Here is a 20,154-nt window from a genome sequence, read left to right as displayed (position 1 = left end):
GCAAAAAATATGTTTAATCGGTATCGATTTACAATATTAGGCTGTGGTTCTTCTCCGGGAGTACCACGCCCTAATGGTGATTGGGGAGTTTGTGATCCAAGAAATTCTAAAAATAAACGTTATAGAAGTTCTTTATTAGTTGAACGTATTCACACATCAGGAAAAAAAACAACAATTGTTATTGATACTGGGCCAGATTTTCGCTCACAAATGATTGATAATTGTGTGAGCCATCTTGATGCTGCACTTTATACACATGCTCATGCAGATCACATTCACGGTATTGATGATTTACGCAGCTATGCACTTGCACAAAAATGTCTAATAGATATTTATGCGGATTCATTTACGCTAGAGCATTTAAAAAATGCTTTTGGCTACTGTTTCCAAACACCAAGAAATTCATTTCACGCTCCTATTTTAAGAGCGAACCTAATTAATGAAGATAGCAAATTTGTGATTCAAGGACAGGGTGGATCAATAACTATCAATACGCATTTACAGTTTCATGGTGCTATCCATTCTTTAGGTTTTCGTATTGGAAATGTTGCTTACTGCACAGATGTTAGTAAATTTCCTGAAAAAACATTACCAAAATTAATGAATTTAGATGTTTTAATTATTGAAGCTCTTCAGTTTGAATCTCACCCAAGCCATCTTTCAGTTGATCAAGCATTAGAATGGATAAAATATCTAAAACCCAAACAAGCTATCTTAACACATATGGATAGATCACTTGATTACAACGAAGCCGTAAATTATCTCCCTCCACATGTAAAACCTGCATATCAAGGACTTATTTTTGAAACAAAGATACTAACTGGTGCTTAGGATATGAAATATTTATGATCAATTTTAGGCATTATATTGTTTTTTGCAAGAAAATTATGTCAAATATAAGTTTTTATATATAAATACTTTGTATAAGAATATTATATATCTATAGTAGTTAATTAAAAAAACACTGCAATTACAAATATAAATAATTAAATGATGGAATATAGCTTTAGTAATAATAGATGTTCTATTATTACATATTTTAATTATTTTTCAGCTATTTATTAAAATAATGATCATATCAAATTTTTGACACAATTATGCTGCAAAAAGTAAATAATGCGTTAAAAATATGACTAATATCTATAAAAAAGGTTTTTCCATATCTTTTTTATTTTGTCATATTATCGCATAATATATATTATGGAACTTTTTTAGATAAAATAGAAAGGACATATAATGGCAGCAGCATTATGGGGAACATTAGCATCACTGATATGGATATTATCAAAAAAAGCAAGTAGTATATGGGATTTATGGTGGGTACCATTTAGTTAAAAAAATTTTATAATTAAGTTTGGGTCAATAATTCTAGAATTATTGACCCAAAAATATAATTCTTCTTATTCCTTATTTATCGATAATGCTTTGAGAAATCATGGCTTGGCGTACAATTTTAAGCACTTGAAGAGACTGTTCTAAAAGTTGCTCATCTTAAACTAAAAATATATTAATACAGGAATTTTTGGCTATCATGGATAATATGATATAAGGCTTTAATGTATTATTAAATCTCTCAAAAATATACTAAAATAAGATACAACTAATAAAAAATATTAAGATTACTCAAATGAAGGTGATAATTTTTATTTGAGTTCAGATAGTTCAGGACTGTTTATTATTTATTTTTTAAACTAAAAACGATATGTATTCTAATCTTAAAAGTTTAAACAATTTTCCTATGTTTATGTTAATGCAGAATAAACATAATTAGGAAAGGATAAAAAATAAATAGAAACCTTCACTCCTCTTCCCATAAAGAAATATAGGGTACTGAGAGCTTTTTTAAAAACGAAAATTGTTCAATAAATTAAGAGAATTTAATGAAAAAAATGTTCTTTTATGATCTCGGCATGTGTCGTTCTTTTATAAAAGAAATCTCACATCACTTTTTCTAAAATTGATTTACAATCTTATATTTCTCTTAAAGCGCTTATTTTATTATTTTTACTCATCTTTTTTGTGTTCCTAATCGAGGAAATAATTGCATGATAGCACCAATACAATACATATAAATACCTGTTACCGAAATTCCTATTTTAACCCAATACGGAGCATTAAGCTGATAAAAGAATGCAATAATACCAAAAAAACACCATAAAAGAAAAATGGGAAAATTTAGCATACGTAAGCGAATAACTCTTACTGGATGAATAAAATAAATTGGTAAAAAAGATATAATTGCTGATAAGATAATAATAGAAAAGGTGATCCACTCCCCTGGCCTTACTACAAAAAGCATGAAAATCACCATGTTCCAAACTACAGGAAATCCTTTAAAAAAGTTTTCTCTAGTTTTCATTCCAGTATCTGCATAATAAATAGCTGATGAAATCACAATAATAGCACTCAATAAAAAGGATAATCCTGAACCCATAAAACCACTTTGATAAAGTGCAAAAGCTGGGATTAAAACATAAGTTACATAATCAATAATATTATCTAATAATTCTCCAGACCATGTTGGAAGTACGTATTTAACATCAAGTTTTCGTGCAATTGGCCCATCAATACCATCAATGATAAGTGCAAGCCCGAGCCAACAAAACATAGAAGTCCATTCTTTTTCAGATGCAGATATAAGAGAAAGAAATGCTAGAAATGAACCTGAAGCTGTTAATAAATGGACAGAAAAAGCCTTTGCTTGTGGCATTGTTACTGTTTTTTGGCGTAATACATCGGCTTTAGTTTTAATTTTTCTTGTTAATTTGCGTTTCAAGGTTTTTTTATCCTCGTTCTTAAAATTTCTACTCATCTACCAACATATCATTTTTCCCTCTATGCTATACTTCATTTATAAAAGGAGTATGAAAAAGTTATTTTTTTGTATCACATTATTTATTACATAATATAATAGGAAAATTTTATATAATAAAAAGAGATTATTTATTTAGAAATGTTAAAATTACTGATGAAAATAAAAGAGGATTTAAATAGTTTTGATATTTGAACAAAACAGACATAAAGATATTGCTGTTATTGGCGCAGGCCCAGTTGGTATGCTGGCATCACTTAGCCTTGCACATAAGGGGTATTCAGTTTTTCTTATTGGTCCGCCTACTCATGCAGATGAATTACGAACAACTGCTCTTATGATGCCAGCAATTTATATGCTCAAAAGGCTCAATATTTGGGATACCCTCAAATATCATGCTGCAGCTTTATCTTCTATTAGAATCATTGATATAACGTCTAGAGTTGTACGTGCTCCTACTGTGAATTTTTGTTCTACTGAAATTAGTGAAAAGGCTTTCGGTTATAATATCCCTAATATAAATTTAAATAATGCCTTAATCGATTGCATTGCGCATACACCAAATATTATAAGATTTTTTTCTTCGGCGCAATCTTTTCATCATCAAAAAAATTATATACAGATTACTCTTGTGGATGGTAAAATTATTCAGGTGCCACTTGTTGTGGCTGCTGATGGACGCCATTCTCCAACTCGAGCGGCAGCTGGTATAAATATAAAACAATGGGACTATTCGCAAACAGCGTTGATTCTAAATTTTTCCCATGATTTTTCTCATCAAAATACATCAACTGAATTTCATACTGAAGATGGTCTATTTACACAAGTTCCCTTACTAGGACATAGATCTAGTCTTGTATGGGTTGTTAATTCTTCTCGTGCTAAGGAATTGTTGAATATGGAGTCAAAAGCGATGGCGAAATTGATTGAAAATCAGATGCAGTCAATGCTTGGGAAATTAATATTAGAAACACCAGTTCAAGCATGGCCTCTTTCAGGGCTTATTGCGCATAATTTTGCAGCTAATCGGACGATTTTAGTAGGTGAAGCAGCTCATGTTTTCCCTCCTATTGGAGCACAAGGATTGAATTTAGGATTTCGTGATGTTCAAACTTTAATTGATATTTTACCTAAGCAAATATCTGATTTTAATTTTAAAACGATCATTACAAATTACAATCGATATCGCAGATCTGATATATTTATACGAAGTGGATCTATTTATATACTTAATTATGCTTTACTTTCTAATATGTTGCCTATTCATATTATGCGAAGCATTGGCCTTGGATTATTACGAAATTACTCACCATTACGTAATTTTTTTATGCGAGAAGGAATGTATCCCAGTTACGGATTTAAAGAGATTAAACAAATGTTTTCAACTAAATCACCTAAACATGATAAAAATTAACGGTACTGACATAGCTTATAATAGATATATTATGCTAAATAACATGCGTTTTTTGCAGGTTGGAGCATTGATTTATCGTATAAAAAATGAAAATCTTGAATTTCTTCTTATTACTAGCAGAAGATCTGGGCGGTGGATCATACCAAAAGGATGGCCAATTCCCAAAAAGTCTTTTTTGCAAGCTGCATTGCAAGAATCCTTTGAAGAAGCCGGAGTACGAGGTGTTATTGAAACATCTCCTATAGGTACGTATGAATATGAAAAATTAGATCCACCGATAGGAAAAAACGGTAAATTCTGTGTGTATGTTTTTGCAATGCAATATTTGTATCAAGAGAAAAAATGGCCAGAACAAAATCATCGTGTACATGAGTGGGTTACAGCATTAGAAGCAGTAAGACGTGTCAATGAATCGCAACTAAAAGAAATTTTACTGCATTATAAACCAAACTGAAATCAGTGTATATTAAATTTTATCATAATATATTTTTTTATATAAGTTAATTGATGATATAAATGCTGTAAAATCATGTGCTTTAATAAGTAAAATAGATAAATATTTTTTTAAAAATTGATGATATCAGCATTTTTACTGACAAAATAATCAAAAAAATAAAACAGTATTGGGAACTTATTGGCAATATAAAGGTTAAGTTAATATAGTATATGAGGTAAATTTAAAAGTATCCTTTTTTTAATAAATGGTAATAAGATGAAATTAAATAAAATTTTAAGATCAAGTATTTTTTTTATAATACTTATATGTATTTCATCTATATGCACAGATTCAATAAGTAAGATTTTGCACAATCCTTATTGTCAGAGCTTTGAATATCTTTTCACCAAAGATACCTCTAAACCAGGCCAAAACTCATTTACTGCTTCGCAAATTAAAAATTGCCTTATACAAAATGGTTTTAATAATATTAAACGATTGCGTTTGGATGACAAAGGTATTTGGCGTGCTTTAGTACAATTTGATAATTGTCATTTTCTTATATCGGTTGATTATTCTGGAGCAATTATCATCCAAAATGGAAGAAAAAAATATGACTAACTTTAAAATTTATACTAATTTTGATTCAAATAATTGTGAGAAAATTTTTTTAAAAAAGATTTATCCTTCCCTTAAAGAGCTCATGCTTATTGGAAGCCTCAATGGTAGTGTATCAGGAGCAATCGCAGCAATCCTTTCGACTTATGGTTATATTGCTCTTCCAGGATTTGGCCCAATTATAGCAATGGGTGTAGGAACAGCACTTCTTTCCGGTATAATAATTGGTACAACGATAGGATCAATAATAGGTGTTGTTATTGGCGTGTTTTGCACTTTTGTAGAAGATTTTTTTATATCATAATTTATCCTACTTAATGTTGTCTACTGCTAAAAGAATTTTCTTTCTTATTTTAAGAGTGCAATTCGAAAAGATAGATAAAAGTGAAAGATAATTATTAAACTGTAGAGATTGTATTATTTAATATGGAAGAATTTAAAACTATTAGTGGTAGTGATTGTTATTAGGTAGAAACTACTTTTAAATATGAAAAGCTTTATTTTCTTTAGCCATATTTTTCTTGTTTTTTATACAAATATAAAACTATCGAAGAATATGTAGAATATAAATTTTATTAAATTTGTACCATTTTATTTAAATTAAGTACAAAAAGGTGTTCTATGAGTAAATTTTTTTTCCCTTTATTTGTTTTACTTGTATTTTTAATTTTTAGTACTGCTGTTTTAGCAGTATCAACTCAAGTAAAAATCTATAAATTAAAAGAAAACAATATAAAGGAACATATAGGAATAATAAGTATTGAAGAAAATTTACATGGATTAATTTTCATACCAGATTTATTTGAGCTTCCAGAAGGTTTGCATGGCTTTCACGTGCATACAAATCCTTCATGTGATACAAAAGACGATGTGCTCGGTATTGCTGCAGGAGAGCACTATGATCCCCAGAATACTCACAAACATCTTGGACCTTATAATGTTAATGGTCACTTTGGTGATTTACCGGCACTTTATGTAGATAATCAAGGCCGATCAGCAATGAGTGTTCTTGCACCACGAATTAAGAAGCTTTCTGAAATTAAAGGTCGCTCATTAATAATTCATTTAAATGGGGATAATCAATCAGATAAACCACTACCATCTGGTGGAGGTGGTGCACGTTTAGCATGTGGTGTTATTGAATAATTAAAGTTGCTTTTTTATATACATCCTATATTGAATTCATACCTAATTTATACATGAGAAATATCAATTAGTAAATAAATTTCCTATACCATAATTTACTAAAATTAGATTTCCTTAATAACTATTGTTAAAATAAAAAACTACAATTGAGTTAAATTAAAAATCTTACTCTATTTTTAAAATACTTATAATATTGCTCTAATACCACCCAACAGCAATACGTGCTTCCTCTGACATACAATCAGGTGTCCATGGTGGATCAAATGTCATAGTCACTTCAACATGTAAAATACCTTCAACTGCACTCACAGCATTTTCCACCCATTTTGGCATTTCACCCGCAACAGGACACCCCGGTGCTGTAAGTGTCATTTCAATTTTTACTGAACGATCATCTTCGATATCGATACGATAAATCAGCCCTAATTCATAAATATCAGCAGGAATTTCTGGATCATAAACAGTTTTAAGAGCAGCAATGATATCGTTTGTCATACGCTCAATTTCATCTACCGGAATTACTGACATATGAAATTTTTCTTTTTCTGCATCACCAGATTCAGTGAAATTATCTATCTTGATTGATCTATCCATTAAAAAATACCCTCGCTTTTTCTAATGCTTCCACTAACTGATCAATATCTTCATAATTATTGTACATAGCTAATGACACACGACAAGTGGATGTTAAACCAAAGTGCTGTAATAAAGGCTGTGCACAATGTGTTCCTGCACGTATAGCGACACCCTGTCTATCAATAAACATAGTGATATCATGTGCATGAATTCCTTCTATTTCGAAAGATATAATGGCTTCTTTATGAGGAGAACACCCATAAATACGCAATGATTTAATCGTCTTAAGTCTTTCTTGTGCATAAGCTAAAAGTTCTGTTTCGTGTGCATGAATAGCATTTCTGTCTTTGTCTTGCATATAATTAATGGCAGCAGCCAATCCAATAGCCTCTGCTATAGGTGGAGTACCTGCTTCAAAACGATATGGAGGAGTATTATAAGAAACCTTATCAATTGTTACATCCTCAATCATTTCTCCTCCCCCTTGAAAAGGACGCATCTCTTCTAGCCGATATTCTTTACCATAAAGAACACCGATACCTGTAGGACCATAAAGCTTATGACCAGTAAAAACATACCAATCACAATCAAGATCTTGTACATCAACTGTTAAATGAACAGCTCCCTGAGAACCATCAACAAGAACAGGGATAGCATTTTGATGTGCCAATTTAACTATTTCTTTAATTGGAGGAACAGTTCCCAATATATTGGACATGTGAGTAATAGCAATAAGTTTTGTTCTATTACTTAAAATCTTTTGAAAATCCTCAATATGTAAAACACCATTCTCATCAACTGGCACAAAAGTAAGTTTAACTCCTTTTTGTTCACGAAGAAAATGCCAAGGAATAATATTTGAGTGATGCTCCATAATGGTGAGAACAATTTCGTCACCTTCATTTAATTTGAACATACCCCAGCTGTAAGCAACGGTATTAATAGCTTCTGTCGCACTTTTTGTAAAAATAATTTCCTTTGCTGTTTGAGCATTTAAAAAAGCACGGACTGTTTCACGCGCATCTTCATAAAATTGCGTAGCTGTATTCGATAAAAAATAGATGCCTCGATGTACATTTGCATAATGATAATTGTAAAAATTATTCATTGCATCAAGTACTGATTGCGGCTTTTGAGCAGATGCACTACTATCAAGATAAGCTAAGCGCTTTCCGTAAACATCACGTTGTAAAATAGGAAAATTACGTCGAATAGCTTCAACATCATAACTCAATGGTTGTATGCTGCTTTCCATTTTTTTGCCTTAAACATTCTTTTTTAACCATTGGCCAATAATATTACTCAACATATTTTGAATATTACCCTGCTCTATTTCTTCAATTAATTCTGAAATAAATCCTTTAATCAAAAGTTCACGAGCACTTTTAAAAGGGATACCACGTGCCATTAGATAAAAAAGATAATCATCATTAATTTTAGTAACTGTTGCCCCATGGCCGCAGGCAACATCATCAGCAAAAATCTCTAATTCAGGCTTTGCATAAAACTCTGCATCATCTGAAAGGATGAGAGTATTACAAGCCATACGCGCATTTGTTTTTTGAGCTTTTTGCGCTACACGTATCATTCCTTGAAAAGCACCATGTGCTTCATCTATAACAACATTACGTATAATTTCTGTTGAAGTTGAATTTTCTTCAACATGGCGAACTGTCATTGTAAGATCACTATGTGTCTTTCCAGATAATAAATTCATTACTCGTAATTGAAAATCAGAGTCTTTTCCTTGTAATTTTATATCAAGTTCCTGACGATTAAGCTGGCTGCTTATATTAATAATATAAAGCGATAATTTAGCATTTTCTCCAAGCACAGCACACAATCGACCAAACTGCGTAGAATCAAATCCTCGATCTCGAATAAGAATCCATGTAACATTGCTATGAGCTGCAATATTTAATGAAAACATTGCACTAACTAAAGTATTGTGATCATTGCCAATTTGGCGTTCAATAATAACAGCTTGGCTATTTTCACCAATTTTAATGTTTGAAAAAATGTGCGACTGTCCACCTATTTGAATATTTTGTAATTCAATGGGAGCATCTAATTTTGTATTTTCAGGAATCTGAATTAACCAACCATCTGTAACAAAAGCGGTATTTAATTGCCCAATAAAATCTTCATCACTAATAACTTGATCTATATTTTCATAATTTTTTTCTAATGCATCGATTAGGCGTTCTACTGTAATACTTGTTATTTTTGATTGCTTTAGTGTTTTACCATTTTCAATAGAAAATACAGCATTTTCTAAAAATAATGGATCAACTAATTGCTCATTATTTATTTCTGAAAAATCACTAACAGATTTGAATAAAGTGCGCAAATTAGTATAATGCCAGCTTTCAATTTTACGTGAAGGAAGCAACGTTTTTCGAAATAATTCAATAGCTTTTTTACGAGTTTCCTGTACCACTTTATTACCAGGTAAATAATTAATGCGTTGATTAAAATGATTAAGAATATCTGCTTCAACTGCTATCAATTCTCTTTGTGGATTCATATTCATATTTCGTGACCTCAAGTAGCTTCATCGATAATATTGGCGTACCCATTTTTTTCCAAATAAAGTGCCAATGATTTATCACCACTCTTAATAATACGACCTTTATAAAGAACATGAACCGTATCAGGAATAATATAATCAAGTAAGCGTTGATAGTGCGTAATAACCAAAAATGAGCGCTCTAAACTACGCAGTTTATTGACACCATCTGCAACAATTTTTAATGCATCAATATCCAAACCAGAATCTGTTTCATCTAAAATACAAAGTTTAGGTTGAAGAAGAGCCATTTGAAGAATTTCAGCGCGCTTTTTTTCTCCACCAGAAAAGCCAACATTTAAAGGACGTTTAAGCATTTCCATATCTATTTTAAGATCAGAAGAAACTTCTTTAACACATTTTATAAATTCAGGAACTTTAAGTTCTGTATCACCGCGAGCTTTGCGTTGAGAATTCATCGCAACTTTTAAAAATTCCATTGTTGCAACACCAGGTATTTCCATAGGATATTGAAATGCAAGGAAAATACCAAATGCAGCACGTTCTGCTGGATCCATCTCTAAAAGTGATTGTCCATTATAAAGAATATCCCCTTCTGTTATTTCATAATCATTATGACCAGCAAGTAAATAAGATAACGTAGATTTTCCAGCTCCATTTTGTCCCATAATAGCAGCAATTTCGCCATCTTGAACAGTTAAGTTTAAACCACGGATAATCTCTGTATTGGTTTCAGCAATACGAGCATACAAATTTTTAATCTCTAACATAATTGAAAATCCTATTCTTATTGGCTTATAGGCAGTGCATCATTCGGCTTAATAAGTAATTAGCCTACGCTTCCTTCAAGGCTGATACCAATAAGTTTCTGCGCTTCAACAGCAAATTCCATTGGAAGTTTTTGAATGACTTCTTTTACAAAACCATTAACGATTAATGCTATAGCTTCTTCCTCAGGGATTCCTCTCTGCATAACATAAAAAAGCTGATCATCAGATATCTTGGATGTTGTTGCCTCATGTTCAAATTGAACTGTAGCATTTTTTGCTTCAATATAAGGTATCGTATGAGCACCACAGTCATTACCAATTAATAAACTATCACATTGAGTAAAATTACGTGCATTTTGTGCTTTTCTATGTGCCAAGACTTGTCCACGGTATGTATTATTTGAAAAACCAGCAGAAATACCTTTAGCAATAACGCGGCTTGACGTATTTTTTCCTAAATGGATCATTTTTGTACCGGAATCAATTTGCTGATAGCCATTAGCAACAGCAATGGAATAAAATTCTCCACGTGAATTATCGCCACGGAGCAGACAAGATGGATATTTCCAAGTAATTGCAGAACCAGTCTCAACCTGTGTCCATGAAATTTTAGAATTATCACCTCGGCAATCTCCACGCTTAGTTACAAAATTATAAACACCACCCTGTCCTTCTGTGTCACCAGGATACCAATTTTGTACTGTAGAATATTTAATTTCTGCATTTTTTAAAGCAATAAGTTCAACAACAGCAGCATGAAGCTGGTTTTCATCACGTTGAGGTGCAGTACAACCTTCAAGATAAGAAACGTAAGAATTTTCATCAGCAATAATTAATGTTCGCTCAAATTGACCTGTATCACGTTCATTAATCCTAAAATAGGTCGAAAGTTCCATGGGGCAACGAACACCTTTAGGAACATAAACAAATGAACCATCTGTAAAGACAGCTGAATTTAGAGCTGCATAATAATTGTCACCAGCTGGAACTACTGTTCCTAAATATTCCTTAATAAAAGCGGAGTGTTTAATAATCGCTTCTGATATAGAACAAAAAATGACACCAGCACGCGCTAATTCTTCCTTAAATGTTGTTATAACAGAAACAGAATCAAAAACTGCATCAACAGCTACTCGCCCTGATGCATAAATATTATCATTAAGAGTAGGAGAATTTGTTTCCCTTTTTACTCCTGCTAAAATTTCTTGCTCTTTAAGAGGGATACCAAGTTTTTCATATGTTGCTAATAATTTAGGATCAACTTCATCTAAAGATTTTGGTGCTATATGATTTTTAGGAGCAGCATAATAATAAAGCTCTTGAAAATCAATTTTTGGATATTTAAGACGCGCCCAATGAGGTTCTTTCATTGTGGACCAACGACGAAAAGCTTGCAAACGCCATGTTAACATCCATTCAGGTTCACATTTTTTAGCAGAAATGAATCGAATAATATCTTCATTTAGGCCTTTTGGGGCTTTATCCATCTCAATATTGGTTTCAAAACCGTATTTATATTGATCCACATCTATCTCACGGACTTGGCGTATTGTTTCCTGTATTGCTGGCATCAGCTTTCTCCACTCTTCCCGGCATCAAATACCGGCAATTAAAAGTATTTTTTATTCATAAAATCAAAGCAAGCAATTTGTTCCTTAGATTATAGATAAAATAGTGTAATTTCAATCGAGCTATTCTAAGTCATTTTAATGATTTTATTTTACCTAGGATACGATTTGAGAAAAAATTAATAAAAAATCATCAATATCATCACACGTTGTACCCCGCCCTGTTGAAACACGAATTGCGCCATTGGGAATATGATACCCCATTGCCTTTAAAACTGTGCTTTGTTTTACTTTCCCTGAAGAACAAGCAGAGCCTGCTGATACAGCAAATCCTGCTAAATCAAAACTAATTTGCATAGTTTCAGCTTTTATATCTCGTACGGCAAAGTAAGTCGTATTTGGTAAACGCTGAGCGCCTTTACCAAAAATTTCAATATTAGTACTGATTTCCTGTAATCCATTTTCTAATCTATCACGTAAATAAATTAACTGTTTTATCTCTTCATGAGAAAAACAATCAGCTATTGCTGCTCCAAAGGAAGCAATAAGTGGTAAAGCTTCTGTACCACCACGCAATCCTTTTTCTTGTCCACCCGCAATAATCAAAGGGCAAGGCATGAGAAGCCCACCACATGAAACAAAAGCACCAATTCCTTTAGGACCACCAATTTTATGAGCTGAAAGTATAAAAAAATCGCCTCCTAATTGATTGATATCAACAAAATTTTTATCGATGTACTGTACTAAATCAACAATGAGAATACCTCCAAAATCCCGAACAATAGCAGCTATTTCTTTTATTCGTTGAATAACGCCAGTTTCACCATTTGCTGCTTGAATAGCGATAAGAGGTAAGCCTTTTATTTTATCGTGAGAATTTAATAAGAATTTTAGTTCATCTTGTTGAATTAAACCATCCTGATCAACAGAAATTATACTTATTAATTCTTTAGGAAAACGCCCACCTTCTGCAATAGATGGATGCTCACTTGCGCCAATATAAAGGTGAGAAAATCGAACTTCAGAACGTCCCATATAATAAAGAGGTGTTAACAAAGTCATCGCCGCTTCACTTGCACCAGATGTAAATACAACATGATCTGGGTCAGCGTTAAGTTTATGAGCAATTTGCCGACGTGCTTTTTGTAATAAAGCCTTAGCGGCTCGTCCTTCCGCATGAACAGATGAAGGATTACCAAATATCTCTAAAGATTCTAATAATGCTCTTCGTGCTGTTTCTGTAAGCGGGGTTGTTGCATTATGATCAAAATACCGGCGTTTTAAGGCCATTTTAAATCCCAATTATCAATCTTATTAATTGATTTTAAAAAAATGGTGCAATTTTCTTGAAAAGTGCACCTAAAACAGAATATTTAATGACTAATTTAAAATAGAATAATTACAAAAGTGGACTTTATGCTAAAAGTTGATCAAGGTCAATGGAAACCTTGTATAGCATTTAAGGAGTGTTTAATGCCGGAAATTATTTTTAACGGTCCTGCAGGCCGTATTGAAGGACGTTATCAGCCTTCACAATATAAAAATGCGCCAATTGCGATCATTTTACATCCTCATCCACGATTTGGTGGAACGATGAATAATAAAATTGTCTATGATCTATTTTATATGTTTCAGCAACGTGGTTTTACTACATTACGTTTTAATTTTCGTGGTATTGGCCGAAGTCAGGGTGAATTTGACTATGGAATAGGAGAACTCTCGGATGCAGCTGCTGCACTCGATTGGGTACAAACACAACATCCTGATTCTAAAAATTGCTGGGTAGCTGGATATTCATTTGGTGCTTGGATTGGTATGCAGCTTTTAATGCGCCGACCAGAAATAGAAAGCTTTATATCTGTTTCTCCTCAACCTAATATTTATGACTTTTCGTTTCTTGCTCCTTGTCCTTCCTCTGGGCTTATAATCCATGGTGATAGTGACAAAGTCGCTCCTTTAAAAGATGTTCAAGGTCTTGTAGATAAATTGAAAACACAAAAAGGTATCACTATTACACAAGAAATATTGGAAGGTGCAAATCACTTTTTTAGTGGATATAATGAAGAACTTATTGAAAAATGTGCACAATACTTGGATGATCATATAGCAGATGAATTCTTAGCTCCTCCAGCTGAAATATTAGCGCTTACTTAAAAATATTGGAAATTTCTAAAAAATGAATAAAGACTATTTTTATAATAAAAAATTTATCTTCTCATATCAATAATATCTACTTCTTCTTAGAAACAATATTCATACTGCTTTTTGCTACTAATATTTTTCAATCTCTTGTGAGCCATGCGTTGTTTATGATAAAGGTAGCAAATCCGCACTTTATTACATAGACGATAGCAACATTGATCAGGAAATAAAATCCGTGCTTGCCTTTAAATCTGATTTTTTACATATCATGAGTGAACGTGGCTTTATCCACCAAATTTCAGATGAAAAAGGCTTAGATGATCTTTTTTCAAAAGAAGTTATAACTGCTTATATTGGTTTTGATCCTACAGCATCAAGTCTTCATGCTGGAAGTCTTTTGCAAATTATGATGCTTTATTGGTTACAAAAAACCGGTCATCGCCCCATCGCTTTAATGGGTGGAGGAACAGGATTGATCGGTGATCCTTCCTTCAAAGATGAAGCTCGACGCCTTTTAACGCAAAATGATATTAATCAAAATATCTCTGGTATTAAAAAGGTATTTTCTAACTATTTAACATTTGGTGATAAAGCAACTGATGCGTGTATTGTAAATAATGCTGAGTGGTTATGCAATTTAAATTATTTAGAGTTTTTACGCGATGTAGGAAAATACTTTTCAGTCAATCGTATGTTGTCATTTGACTCTGTTAGACTTAGACTTGAACGTGAGCATTCTTTGTCATTTTTAGAATTTAATTATATGATTCTGCAAGCTTATGATTTTATTGAACTTTATAAACGTTATGGGCTACGTATGCAAATGGGTGGTTCCGATCAATGGGGTAATATCATCAATGGAATTGAATTAGGACATCGCTTAGGGACACCACAATTATACGCCTTAACCTCACCTTTGCTTACAAGTTCTTCTGGTGCAAAAATGGGTAAATCGTTGAATGGTGCTATATGGCTCAATGCAGATATGCTCTCACCTTACCAATTTTGGCAATATTGGCGCAATACAGAAGATAATGATGTCACACGATTTTTAAAGCTTTATACCACATTGCCAATGGACGAGATTTTCAAACTTTCTTCATTAAAAGGTACTGAAATTAACGAAGCAAAGAAAATTCTTGCAACAGAAATTACAGCAATGCTGCATGGACGCAATTTTGCAAATGCAGCAGCAGAAACTGCTCGTAAAACTTTTGAAGAAAAAGCACTTGGAGAAGATCTTCCAATTGTTGAAATTAACACTGCAGAATTGAAAACAGGTGTTGGATTATTAACCCTTTTAGTACAGGTAGGATTAGCTAAGTCTAACAGTGAAGCGCGCCGACATATTCAAGGTGGAGGTATACGCGTAAATGATAAAACTGTTGAAGATGAAACACGCCTTATTATTGAAGAAGATATCAACGCTGCAGGAATAGTTAAGCTTTCCTTTGGTAAGAAAAAACACGTCTTAATTAAACCAATATAATCTATTCGTGATTGTCTAACCTGATTTTATAATTTTTTATGCTGGTTGTATACACAGTTTCTGCACTTTTTATGCCAATTTAGTTTCCTTAATTCAATCCTTATGATATAATTAACTCTACATAATAGATAAAAATTCTGTAAATTATTATGTTTTAGAGAATTGAATAGTTATTCTTTCTCTGTATCCTAATCTCAACACTTACACAAAGAAAGATAAGATAATGATAAAATCAATGAAAGGCACCTTTGCTCCTGATTTTAGTTTGCCGCGTGATGGTGGAGATAACGTGCGTCTTTCTGATTTTCGAGGAAAATTAGTTGTTTTATATTTTTATCCCAAAGATGATACCAGTGGATGCACAAATGAAGCACTTGATTTTACAAAGTTAAGAACAAAATTTGATGAAATTGGAACTGTTGTTATTGGAATATCTCCAGATAATGTTGAAAAACATGATAAATTTAAAATGAAACATGGGCTTGATATCATTCTTGTTTCAGATGAAGAAAAAACTACACTTGAAGCTTATGGTGTTTGGGTTAAAAAAAGTATGTATGGACGTAAATACATGGGTGTTGAACGAAGCACTTTTTTGATTGATTCAACAGGAAAAATAGCAGAAGAATGGCGTAAAGTCAGTGTACCTGGACACGCTGAAAATGTTTTAGCAATTGCTACGCAGCAGTACTATAATAGATAATAAATTCAATTACTTATATTATATTTATAAAAAATTAAGAAATCCCCTCTCCTATTGATTTTGTCATTTTTAATAAATAAATTTTAGTATTAGAAGCTGAAATTAATGAATTAACTAATAAACCTGTAAAACTTGAAGAATATTATGTATAATTAATTAATATCACTGTTTTCTTTATTTTTTCCGTGAATACGCCGAGCAAGCGCTGCTTCTATAAATGTATCTAGGTTACCATTAAGTACAGATTGTGGATCAGTATTTTCAATACCTGTACGTAAATCTTTAACAAGTTGGTAAGGTTGAAGAACATAAGATCTAATTTGGTGTCCCCATCCAATTTCTGTTTTTGAAGATTCAATCGCATTCGTTTCTTCTTCTCTTTTTTTGAGTTCTTCTTCATAAAGCCGTGCACGCAACATAGACCAAGCAGTTGCTCGATTCTTATGTTGAGAACGCTCCGTCTGACATTGAACAACGATACCTGTTTTTATATGTGTGATACGCACTGCAGAATCTGTTGTATTAACATGTTGCCCTCCAGCTCCTGATGCACGATATGTATCGATACGAACATCTGACTCTGAAACATCAACTTCAATATTATCATCAATAACTGGATAAACCCAAATACTTGCAAAAGAAGTATGACGTTTTGCATTCGAATCATATGGCGAAATACGCACCAAACGATGAACTCCTGATTCTGTTTTTAGCATACCATAAGCATTATGCCCTTTTACGAGAATAGTAGATGATTTTATTCCCGCTTCTTCTCCATCATGAACTTCTAATACTTCGGCTTTCATTTTATGTTGTTCAGCCCAGCGTATGTACATGCGCAAAAGCATAGCAGCCCAATCTTGACTTTCTGTACCACCTGCACCTGCATGAACTTCTAAATAAGCATCATTTGAATCTGCTTCTCCTGAAAGAAGTACATCAATTTGCCTTTTATCTATCTCACTCTTAAGATTGCGTATCGTCTCTTCTGCATCAGTAATAATTCCTATATCGTTTTCTTCTTCACCCATTACGATTAGCTCAATGCATTCTTCAAGTATTTTTGTAAATGATTGAATGCTATGAATTGAATCTTCAAGATACTGACGCTCACGCATCATCTCTTGAGCTTGTTGTGTATTATTCCAGAGTGTTGGATCTTCAGTTTTTTGATTGAGATACTCAAGACGTTTTAATGACTGATCCCAGTTAAAGATGCCTCCTTAGCAACTGAATTGCCTGCTGGATTTCATCGACCAATGTTTCTATTTCTGCGCGCATAATTTAATACCTCAATCTTTATTTTATATTTTTCTTAAATTATGATGTTAAGAATTGTATTTCCAATACGGTATTATGTCGTGGCGAATATCATACATCTTATGTAATTTATATCCTCCACCGTATTTATGAAAATGGGTGAATATTATTCATATTTATCTATTATATCAAAGAAGATTGATTATTAATTAGTATAATCCACCGGTACCACTATCAAGAGCTTTATTAACCTGTGGAGAAGTAGTTACTAGAGGAACACCTTCTTGAAAAGAAGCTGTACTACCAATTACCTGATATATATCAGCAGGTCCAGTTCCTGGTTTAAATGCTTCTATAATAACATCACGCTCTCCTGCTTCAGCAAGCATACCTGTTTTACGATTAATTGGCATTAAAATCATACCCTCTGGCATTTTAAATGGTATATTTGGCTTTCCTTTTAAAGCAACCTTCATAAACTCACCAAAAATAGGAGCCGCTAATGAACTCCCCGTTCCATTATATCCTAACGGTGCTGGTTGATCATAGCCAATAAAAATACCAACGACAAGATCTGGAGTAAATCCCATAAACCACACATCTTTAGAATCATTGGTTGTGCCCGTTTTAGCAGCAATATGTCGATTAAGATAATGCAAATGTGCTGCTGTACCACGCTGAACAACCCCTTCCATCATCGATATAATCTGATAAGCTGTCATAGGATCAAGCACTTGGTCTCGCTCATCAACCAATGTTGGTTCACTTTGATTATCCCACGACTGAGCATTGCAATTTTTACATAAACGATCATCATGACGATAAATAGTCTTTCCATAACGATCTTGAATTCGATCGATAAGTGAAGGTTTAATAGATCGCCCTCCATTAGCAATAATTGAATAAGCTGTAACCATCCGTAAAACTGTTGTTTCACCAGCTCCTAAAGCCATGGGAAGATAAGGCTGTAATTTATCTGTGAGACCAAAACGTTCTGCATATTCAGCAACGAGAGACATGCCCATATCATTGGCAAGCCGGACAGTCATAAGATTGCGAGAATATTCAATACCATAACGCAATGTTGAAGGTCCTGCAAATGTGCCACCATAATTTTTAGGTTGCCAAACTTCACCATTTGTTTGACGAATCTCGACAGGACCATCCAAAATAACTGATGCTGGGGTATATCCATTATCGAGTGCTGCTGCATACACAAAAGGTTTGAAAGCAGAACCAGGCTGGCGGTAAGCTTGTGTTGCGCGATTAAATTCAGATACAGCAAAAGAGAACCCTCCTACCATTGCAAGAACGCGACCAGTATGAGGCTCCATAGCTACAATTGCACCTTCAACTTTTGGGATTTGCTGTAAACAGTAAGTGTTATCTGTATTTGATACTTTTTCAACAAAAATGACATCTCCAACTCGCAGAACATGAGATAAATCCTGAACATTTTTTTGATGACCATCTTCATTAATAGTAGTTAATGCCCATTTTGAATCATCTTCAGATAAAACAGCAATTTCCCGTTTTGTTGATAATAAACCTGAAGCTTCACGTTTTGGTTGTAAACCAATTTTTACTTTATTTGCGTTAACAGAAAGAACAACTGCTAAACGCCATTCAGGAACATCACTTAATTTAGCAATATTTGCAAGTTCTATACCCCAATCATTTTTCTTATCGATATGTTTATAAGGTCCACGCCACCCCTGTGAACGATCAAATTTAATTAATCCATTTTGCAAAGAACGCCGAGCAATAAGCTGTAAATGTGGATCAAGCGTTGTACGAATTGAAAGTCCACCTTCATAAAGCGTTTTAGCTCCATAACGATACATTAGATAACGACGCACTTCCTCAGTAAAATAATCGGCAGCAAAAACATAGTTGTCATTGCCGCGTATCGTTGTACCTAAAGGTTTTGCTTTAGCTTCTTCACCTTGTTTAGATGTTACATACCCATTTGCAACCATTCGATCTATAACCCAGTTACGCCGATTAATAGCGCGCTGTGTATTTTTAAATGGGTCATAATTTGCTGGTCCCTTAGGGAGAGCAGCCAAATAAGCACACTGTTCTAAGGTAAGTTCATTAACAGGTTTATTAAAATAAACCAAAGAAGCTGCTGCGATACCATAAGTACTACGCCCAAGATAGATTTCATTAAGATACAGCTCGAGAATATGATCCTTTGAATAGGTTCTCTCAATACGCATTGCAAGGATTGCTTCCTTTAATTTACGCTCTAATGTTGCATCAGAATTTAAAAGGAAGTTTTTTGCAACTTGCTGTGTGATGGTTGATGCTCCTTCTGGACGTTTACCAGAACCGATATTACGGATATTATTGATCAAAGCTCTAGAAAGTCCCTCGGGATCTAAACCGAAATGCTGATAAAAATTTTTGTCTTCCGCCGAAATAAAAGCATCTTTAAGAAGTTTTGGTATTGATTGGATTGGTAAATAGAGACGATATTTTGTTGCAAATTCAGCCATAAGGCTACCATCAGAAGCATGAACACGAGTCATCACAGGTGGTTCATATAGCGATAGAACTTCATAATCAGGAATAGCACTCGCCTGACTGCTTATCACCCCTCCCCACATCATTGTTCCCAAAATTCCAATAATAATAATAAAATTAAGGAGATATCTAAAAAAAATCATCATCAAAACGGTTATCGC

18 protein-coding genes are annotated in these 20,154 nt (G+C 33.2%); 9 read left to right on the top strand and 9 right to left on the bottom strand.

Annotated elements, in window-relative coordinates:
* Nucleotides 1-9: 9 nt before the first annotated feature.
* Nucleotides 10-831: an MBL fold metallo-hydrolase gene (locus V4P56_RS02580; RefSeq protein WP_455482518.1), complete on the top strand. Its 822-nt coding sequence runs from the start codon at nucleotides 10-12 to the stop codon at nucleotides 829-831.
* 1,177 nt (nucleotides 832-2,008) lie between these two features.
* Here the strand turns inward: V4P56_RS02580 and pcsA are convergent.
* A complete protein-coding gene (gene pcsA, locus V4P56_RS02575) occupies nucleotides 2,009-2,812 on the bottom strand; it encodes a phosphatidylcholine synthase (RefSeq protein ID WP_455482517.1) in 804 nt (267 codons plus the stop codon).
* Between the two features lie 184 nt (nucleotides 2,813-2,996).
* Between pcsA and V4P56_RS02570 the strand changes: the two genes are divergently transcribed.
* From V4P56_RS02570 to V4P56_RS02550, 5 genes are all read left to right on the top strand, one after another.
* On the top strand, nucleotides 2,997-4,226 hold the full coding sequence (locus V4P56_RS02570; protein ID WP_455482516.1) for a UbiH/UbiF family hydroxylase: 1,230 nt from the start codon (nucleotides 2,997-2,999) through the stop codon (nucleotides 4,224-4,226).
* Between the two features lie 31 nt (nucleotides 4,227-4,257).
* Nucleotides 4,258-4,680, top strand: a complete 423-nt coding sequence (locus V4P56_RS02565; protein ID WP_455482515.1) for an NUDIX hydrolase — start codon at nucleotides 4,258-4,260, stop codon at nucleotides 4,678-4,680.
* A gap of 258 nt (nucleotides 4,681-4,938) precedes the next feature.
* Entirely contained in the window at nucleotides 4,939-5,283 is a 345-nt protein-coding gene (locus V4P56_RS02560) for a hypothetical protein (protein ID WP_455482514.1), read from the top strand.
* The gene (locus tag V4P56_RS02555) at nucleotides 5,276-5,584 is read left to right on the top strand and encodes a hypothetical protein (RefSeq protein ID WP_455482513.1); all 309 of its coding nucleotides are present in this window, start codon (nucleotides 5,276-5,278) and stop codon (nucleotides 5,582-5,584) included. Before V4P56_RS02560 ends, V4P56_RS02555 begins: the two co-directional genes overlap by 8 nt.
* Before the next feature lie 317 nt (nucleotides 5,585-5,901).
* Complete coding sequence (locus tag V4P56_RS02550) at nucleotides 5,902-6,426, top strand: superoxide dismutase family protein (RefSeq protein ID WP_455482512.1); 525 nt, start codon at nucleotides 5,902-5,904, stop codon at nucleotides 6,424-6,426.
* 198 nt (nucleotides 6,427-6,624) lie between these two features.
* On the opposite strand, the gene V4P56_RS02545 is transcribed toward V4P56_RS02550, so the two are convergent.
* The 6 genes from V4P56_RS02545 to V4P56_RS02520 all read right to left on the bottom strand — a co-directional run bounded on the left by V4P56_RS02545 (nucleotide 6,625) and on the right by V4P56_RS02520 (nucleotide 13,160).
* A complete protein-coding gene (locus V4P56_RS02545; protein ID WP_455482511.1) occupies nucleotides 6,625-7,020 on the bottom strand; it encodes an SUF system Fe-S cluster assembly protein in 396 nt (131 codons plus the stop codon).
* Nucleotides 7,013-8,257 (bottom strand): cysteine desulfurase, encoded by a 1,245-nt coding sequence (locus tag V4P56_RS02540; RefSeq protein ID WP_455482510.1) that lies wholly within the window; start codon nucleotides 8,255-8,257, stop codon nucleotides 7,013-7,015. The genes V4P56_RS02545 and V4P56_RS02540 overlap by 8 nt, the downstream gene beginning before the upstream one ends.
* A 9-nt stretch (nucleotides 8,258-8,266) precedes the next feature.
* Nucleotides 8,267-9,535 (bottom strand): Fe-S cluster assembly protein SufD, encoded by a 1,269-nt coding sequence (gene sufD, locus V4P56_RS02535; protein ID WP_455482509.1) that lies wholly within the window; start codon nucleotides 9,533-9,535, stop codon nucleotides 8,267-8,269.
* A gap of 11 nt (nucleotides 9,536-9,546) precedes the next feature.
* Nucleotides 9,547-10,302 carry a Fe-S cluster assembly ATPase SufC gene (gene sufC / locus V4P56_RS02530; protein WP_455482508.1) on the bottom strand — a complete coding sequence of 252 codons (756 nt, stop codon included), beginning with the start codon at nucleotides 10,300-10,302 and terminating at the stop codon, nucleotides 9,547-9,549.
* Between the two features lie 59 nt (nucleotides 10,303-10,361).
* Nucleotides 10,362-11,873 (bottom strand): Fe-S cluster assembly protein SufB, encoded by a 1,512-nt coding sequence (sufB, locus tag V4P56_RS02525; protein ID WP_455482507.1) that lies wholly within the window; start codon nucleotides 11,871-11,873, stop codon nucleotides 10,362-10,364.
* 153 nt (nucleotides 11,874-12,026) lie between these two features.
* Entirely contained in the window at nucleotides 12,027-13,160 is a 1,134-nt protein-coding gene (locus tag V4P56_RS02520; RefSeq protein ID WP_455482506.1) for a cysteine desulfurase family protein, read from the bottom strand.
* A gap of 183 nt (nucleotides 13,161-13,343) precedes the next feature.
* On the opposite strand from V4P56_RS02520, the gene V4P56_RS02515 reads away from it, so the two are divergent.
* The 3 genes from V4P56_RS02515 to V4P56_RS02505 all read left to right on the top strand — a co-directional run bounded on the left by V4P56_RS02515 (nucleotide 13,344) and on the right by V4P56_RS02505 (nucleotide 16,204).
* On the top strand, nucleotides 13,344-14,024 hold the full coding sequence (locus V4P56_RS02515) for an alpha/beta hydrolase (RefSeq protein ID WP_455482505.1): 681 nt from the start codon (nucleotides 13,344-13,346) through the stop codon (nucleotides 14,022-14,024).
* A gap of 223 nt (nucleotides 14,025-14,247) precedes the next feature.
* Entirely contained in the window at nucleotides 14,248-15,501 is a 1,254-nt protein-coding gene (gene tyrS / locus V4P56_RS02510) for a tyrosine--tRNA ligase (protein WP_455482504.1), read from the top strand.
* Nucleotides 15,502-15,724: 223 nt separating this feature from the next.
* Nucleotides 15,725-16,204 (top strand): peroxiredoxin, encoded by a 480-nt coding sequence (locus tag V4P56_RS02505; RefSeq protein ID WP_455482503.1) that lies wholly within the window; start codon nucleotides 15,725-15,727, stop codon nucleotides 16,202-16,204.
* Nucleotides 16,205-16,356: 152 nt separating this feature from the next.
* Here the strand turns inward: V4P56_RS02505 and prfB are convergent.
* Both prfB and V4P56_RS02495 read right to left on the bottom strand, forming a co-directional pair.
* Nucleotides 16,357-17,485, bottom strand: a protein-coding gene (prfB, locus tag V4P56_RS02500; protein ID WP_455482502.1) for a peptide chain release factor 2 whose coding sequence is annotated in 2 segments (ribosomal slippage) — nucleotides 16,357-17,415 and nucleotides 17,417-17,485 — 1,128 coding nt in all. Because the reading frame shifts where the segments join, the coding sequence is not laid out codon by codon here.
* 188 nt (nucleotides 17,486-17,673) lie between these two features.
* Nucleotides 17,674-20,139, bottom strand: a complete 2,466-nt coding sequence (locus V4P56_RS02495) for a penicillin-binding protein 1A (protein ID WP_455482501.1) — start codon at nucleotides 20,137-20,139, stop codon at nucleotides 17,674-17,676.
* Nucleotides 20,140-20,154: the final 15 nt, after the last annotated feature.

Source organism: Bartonella sp. B35(2025), assembly GCF_053794465.1.
This window is presented reverse-complemented; position numbering and strand designations above follow the sequence as displayed.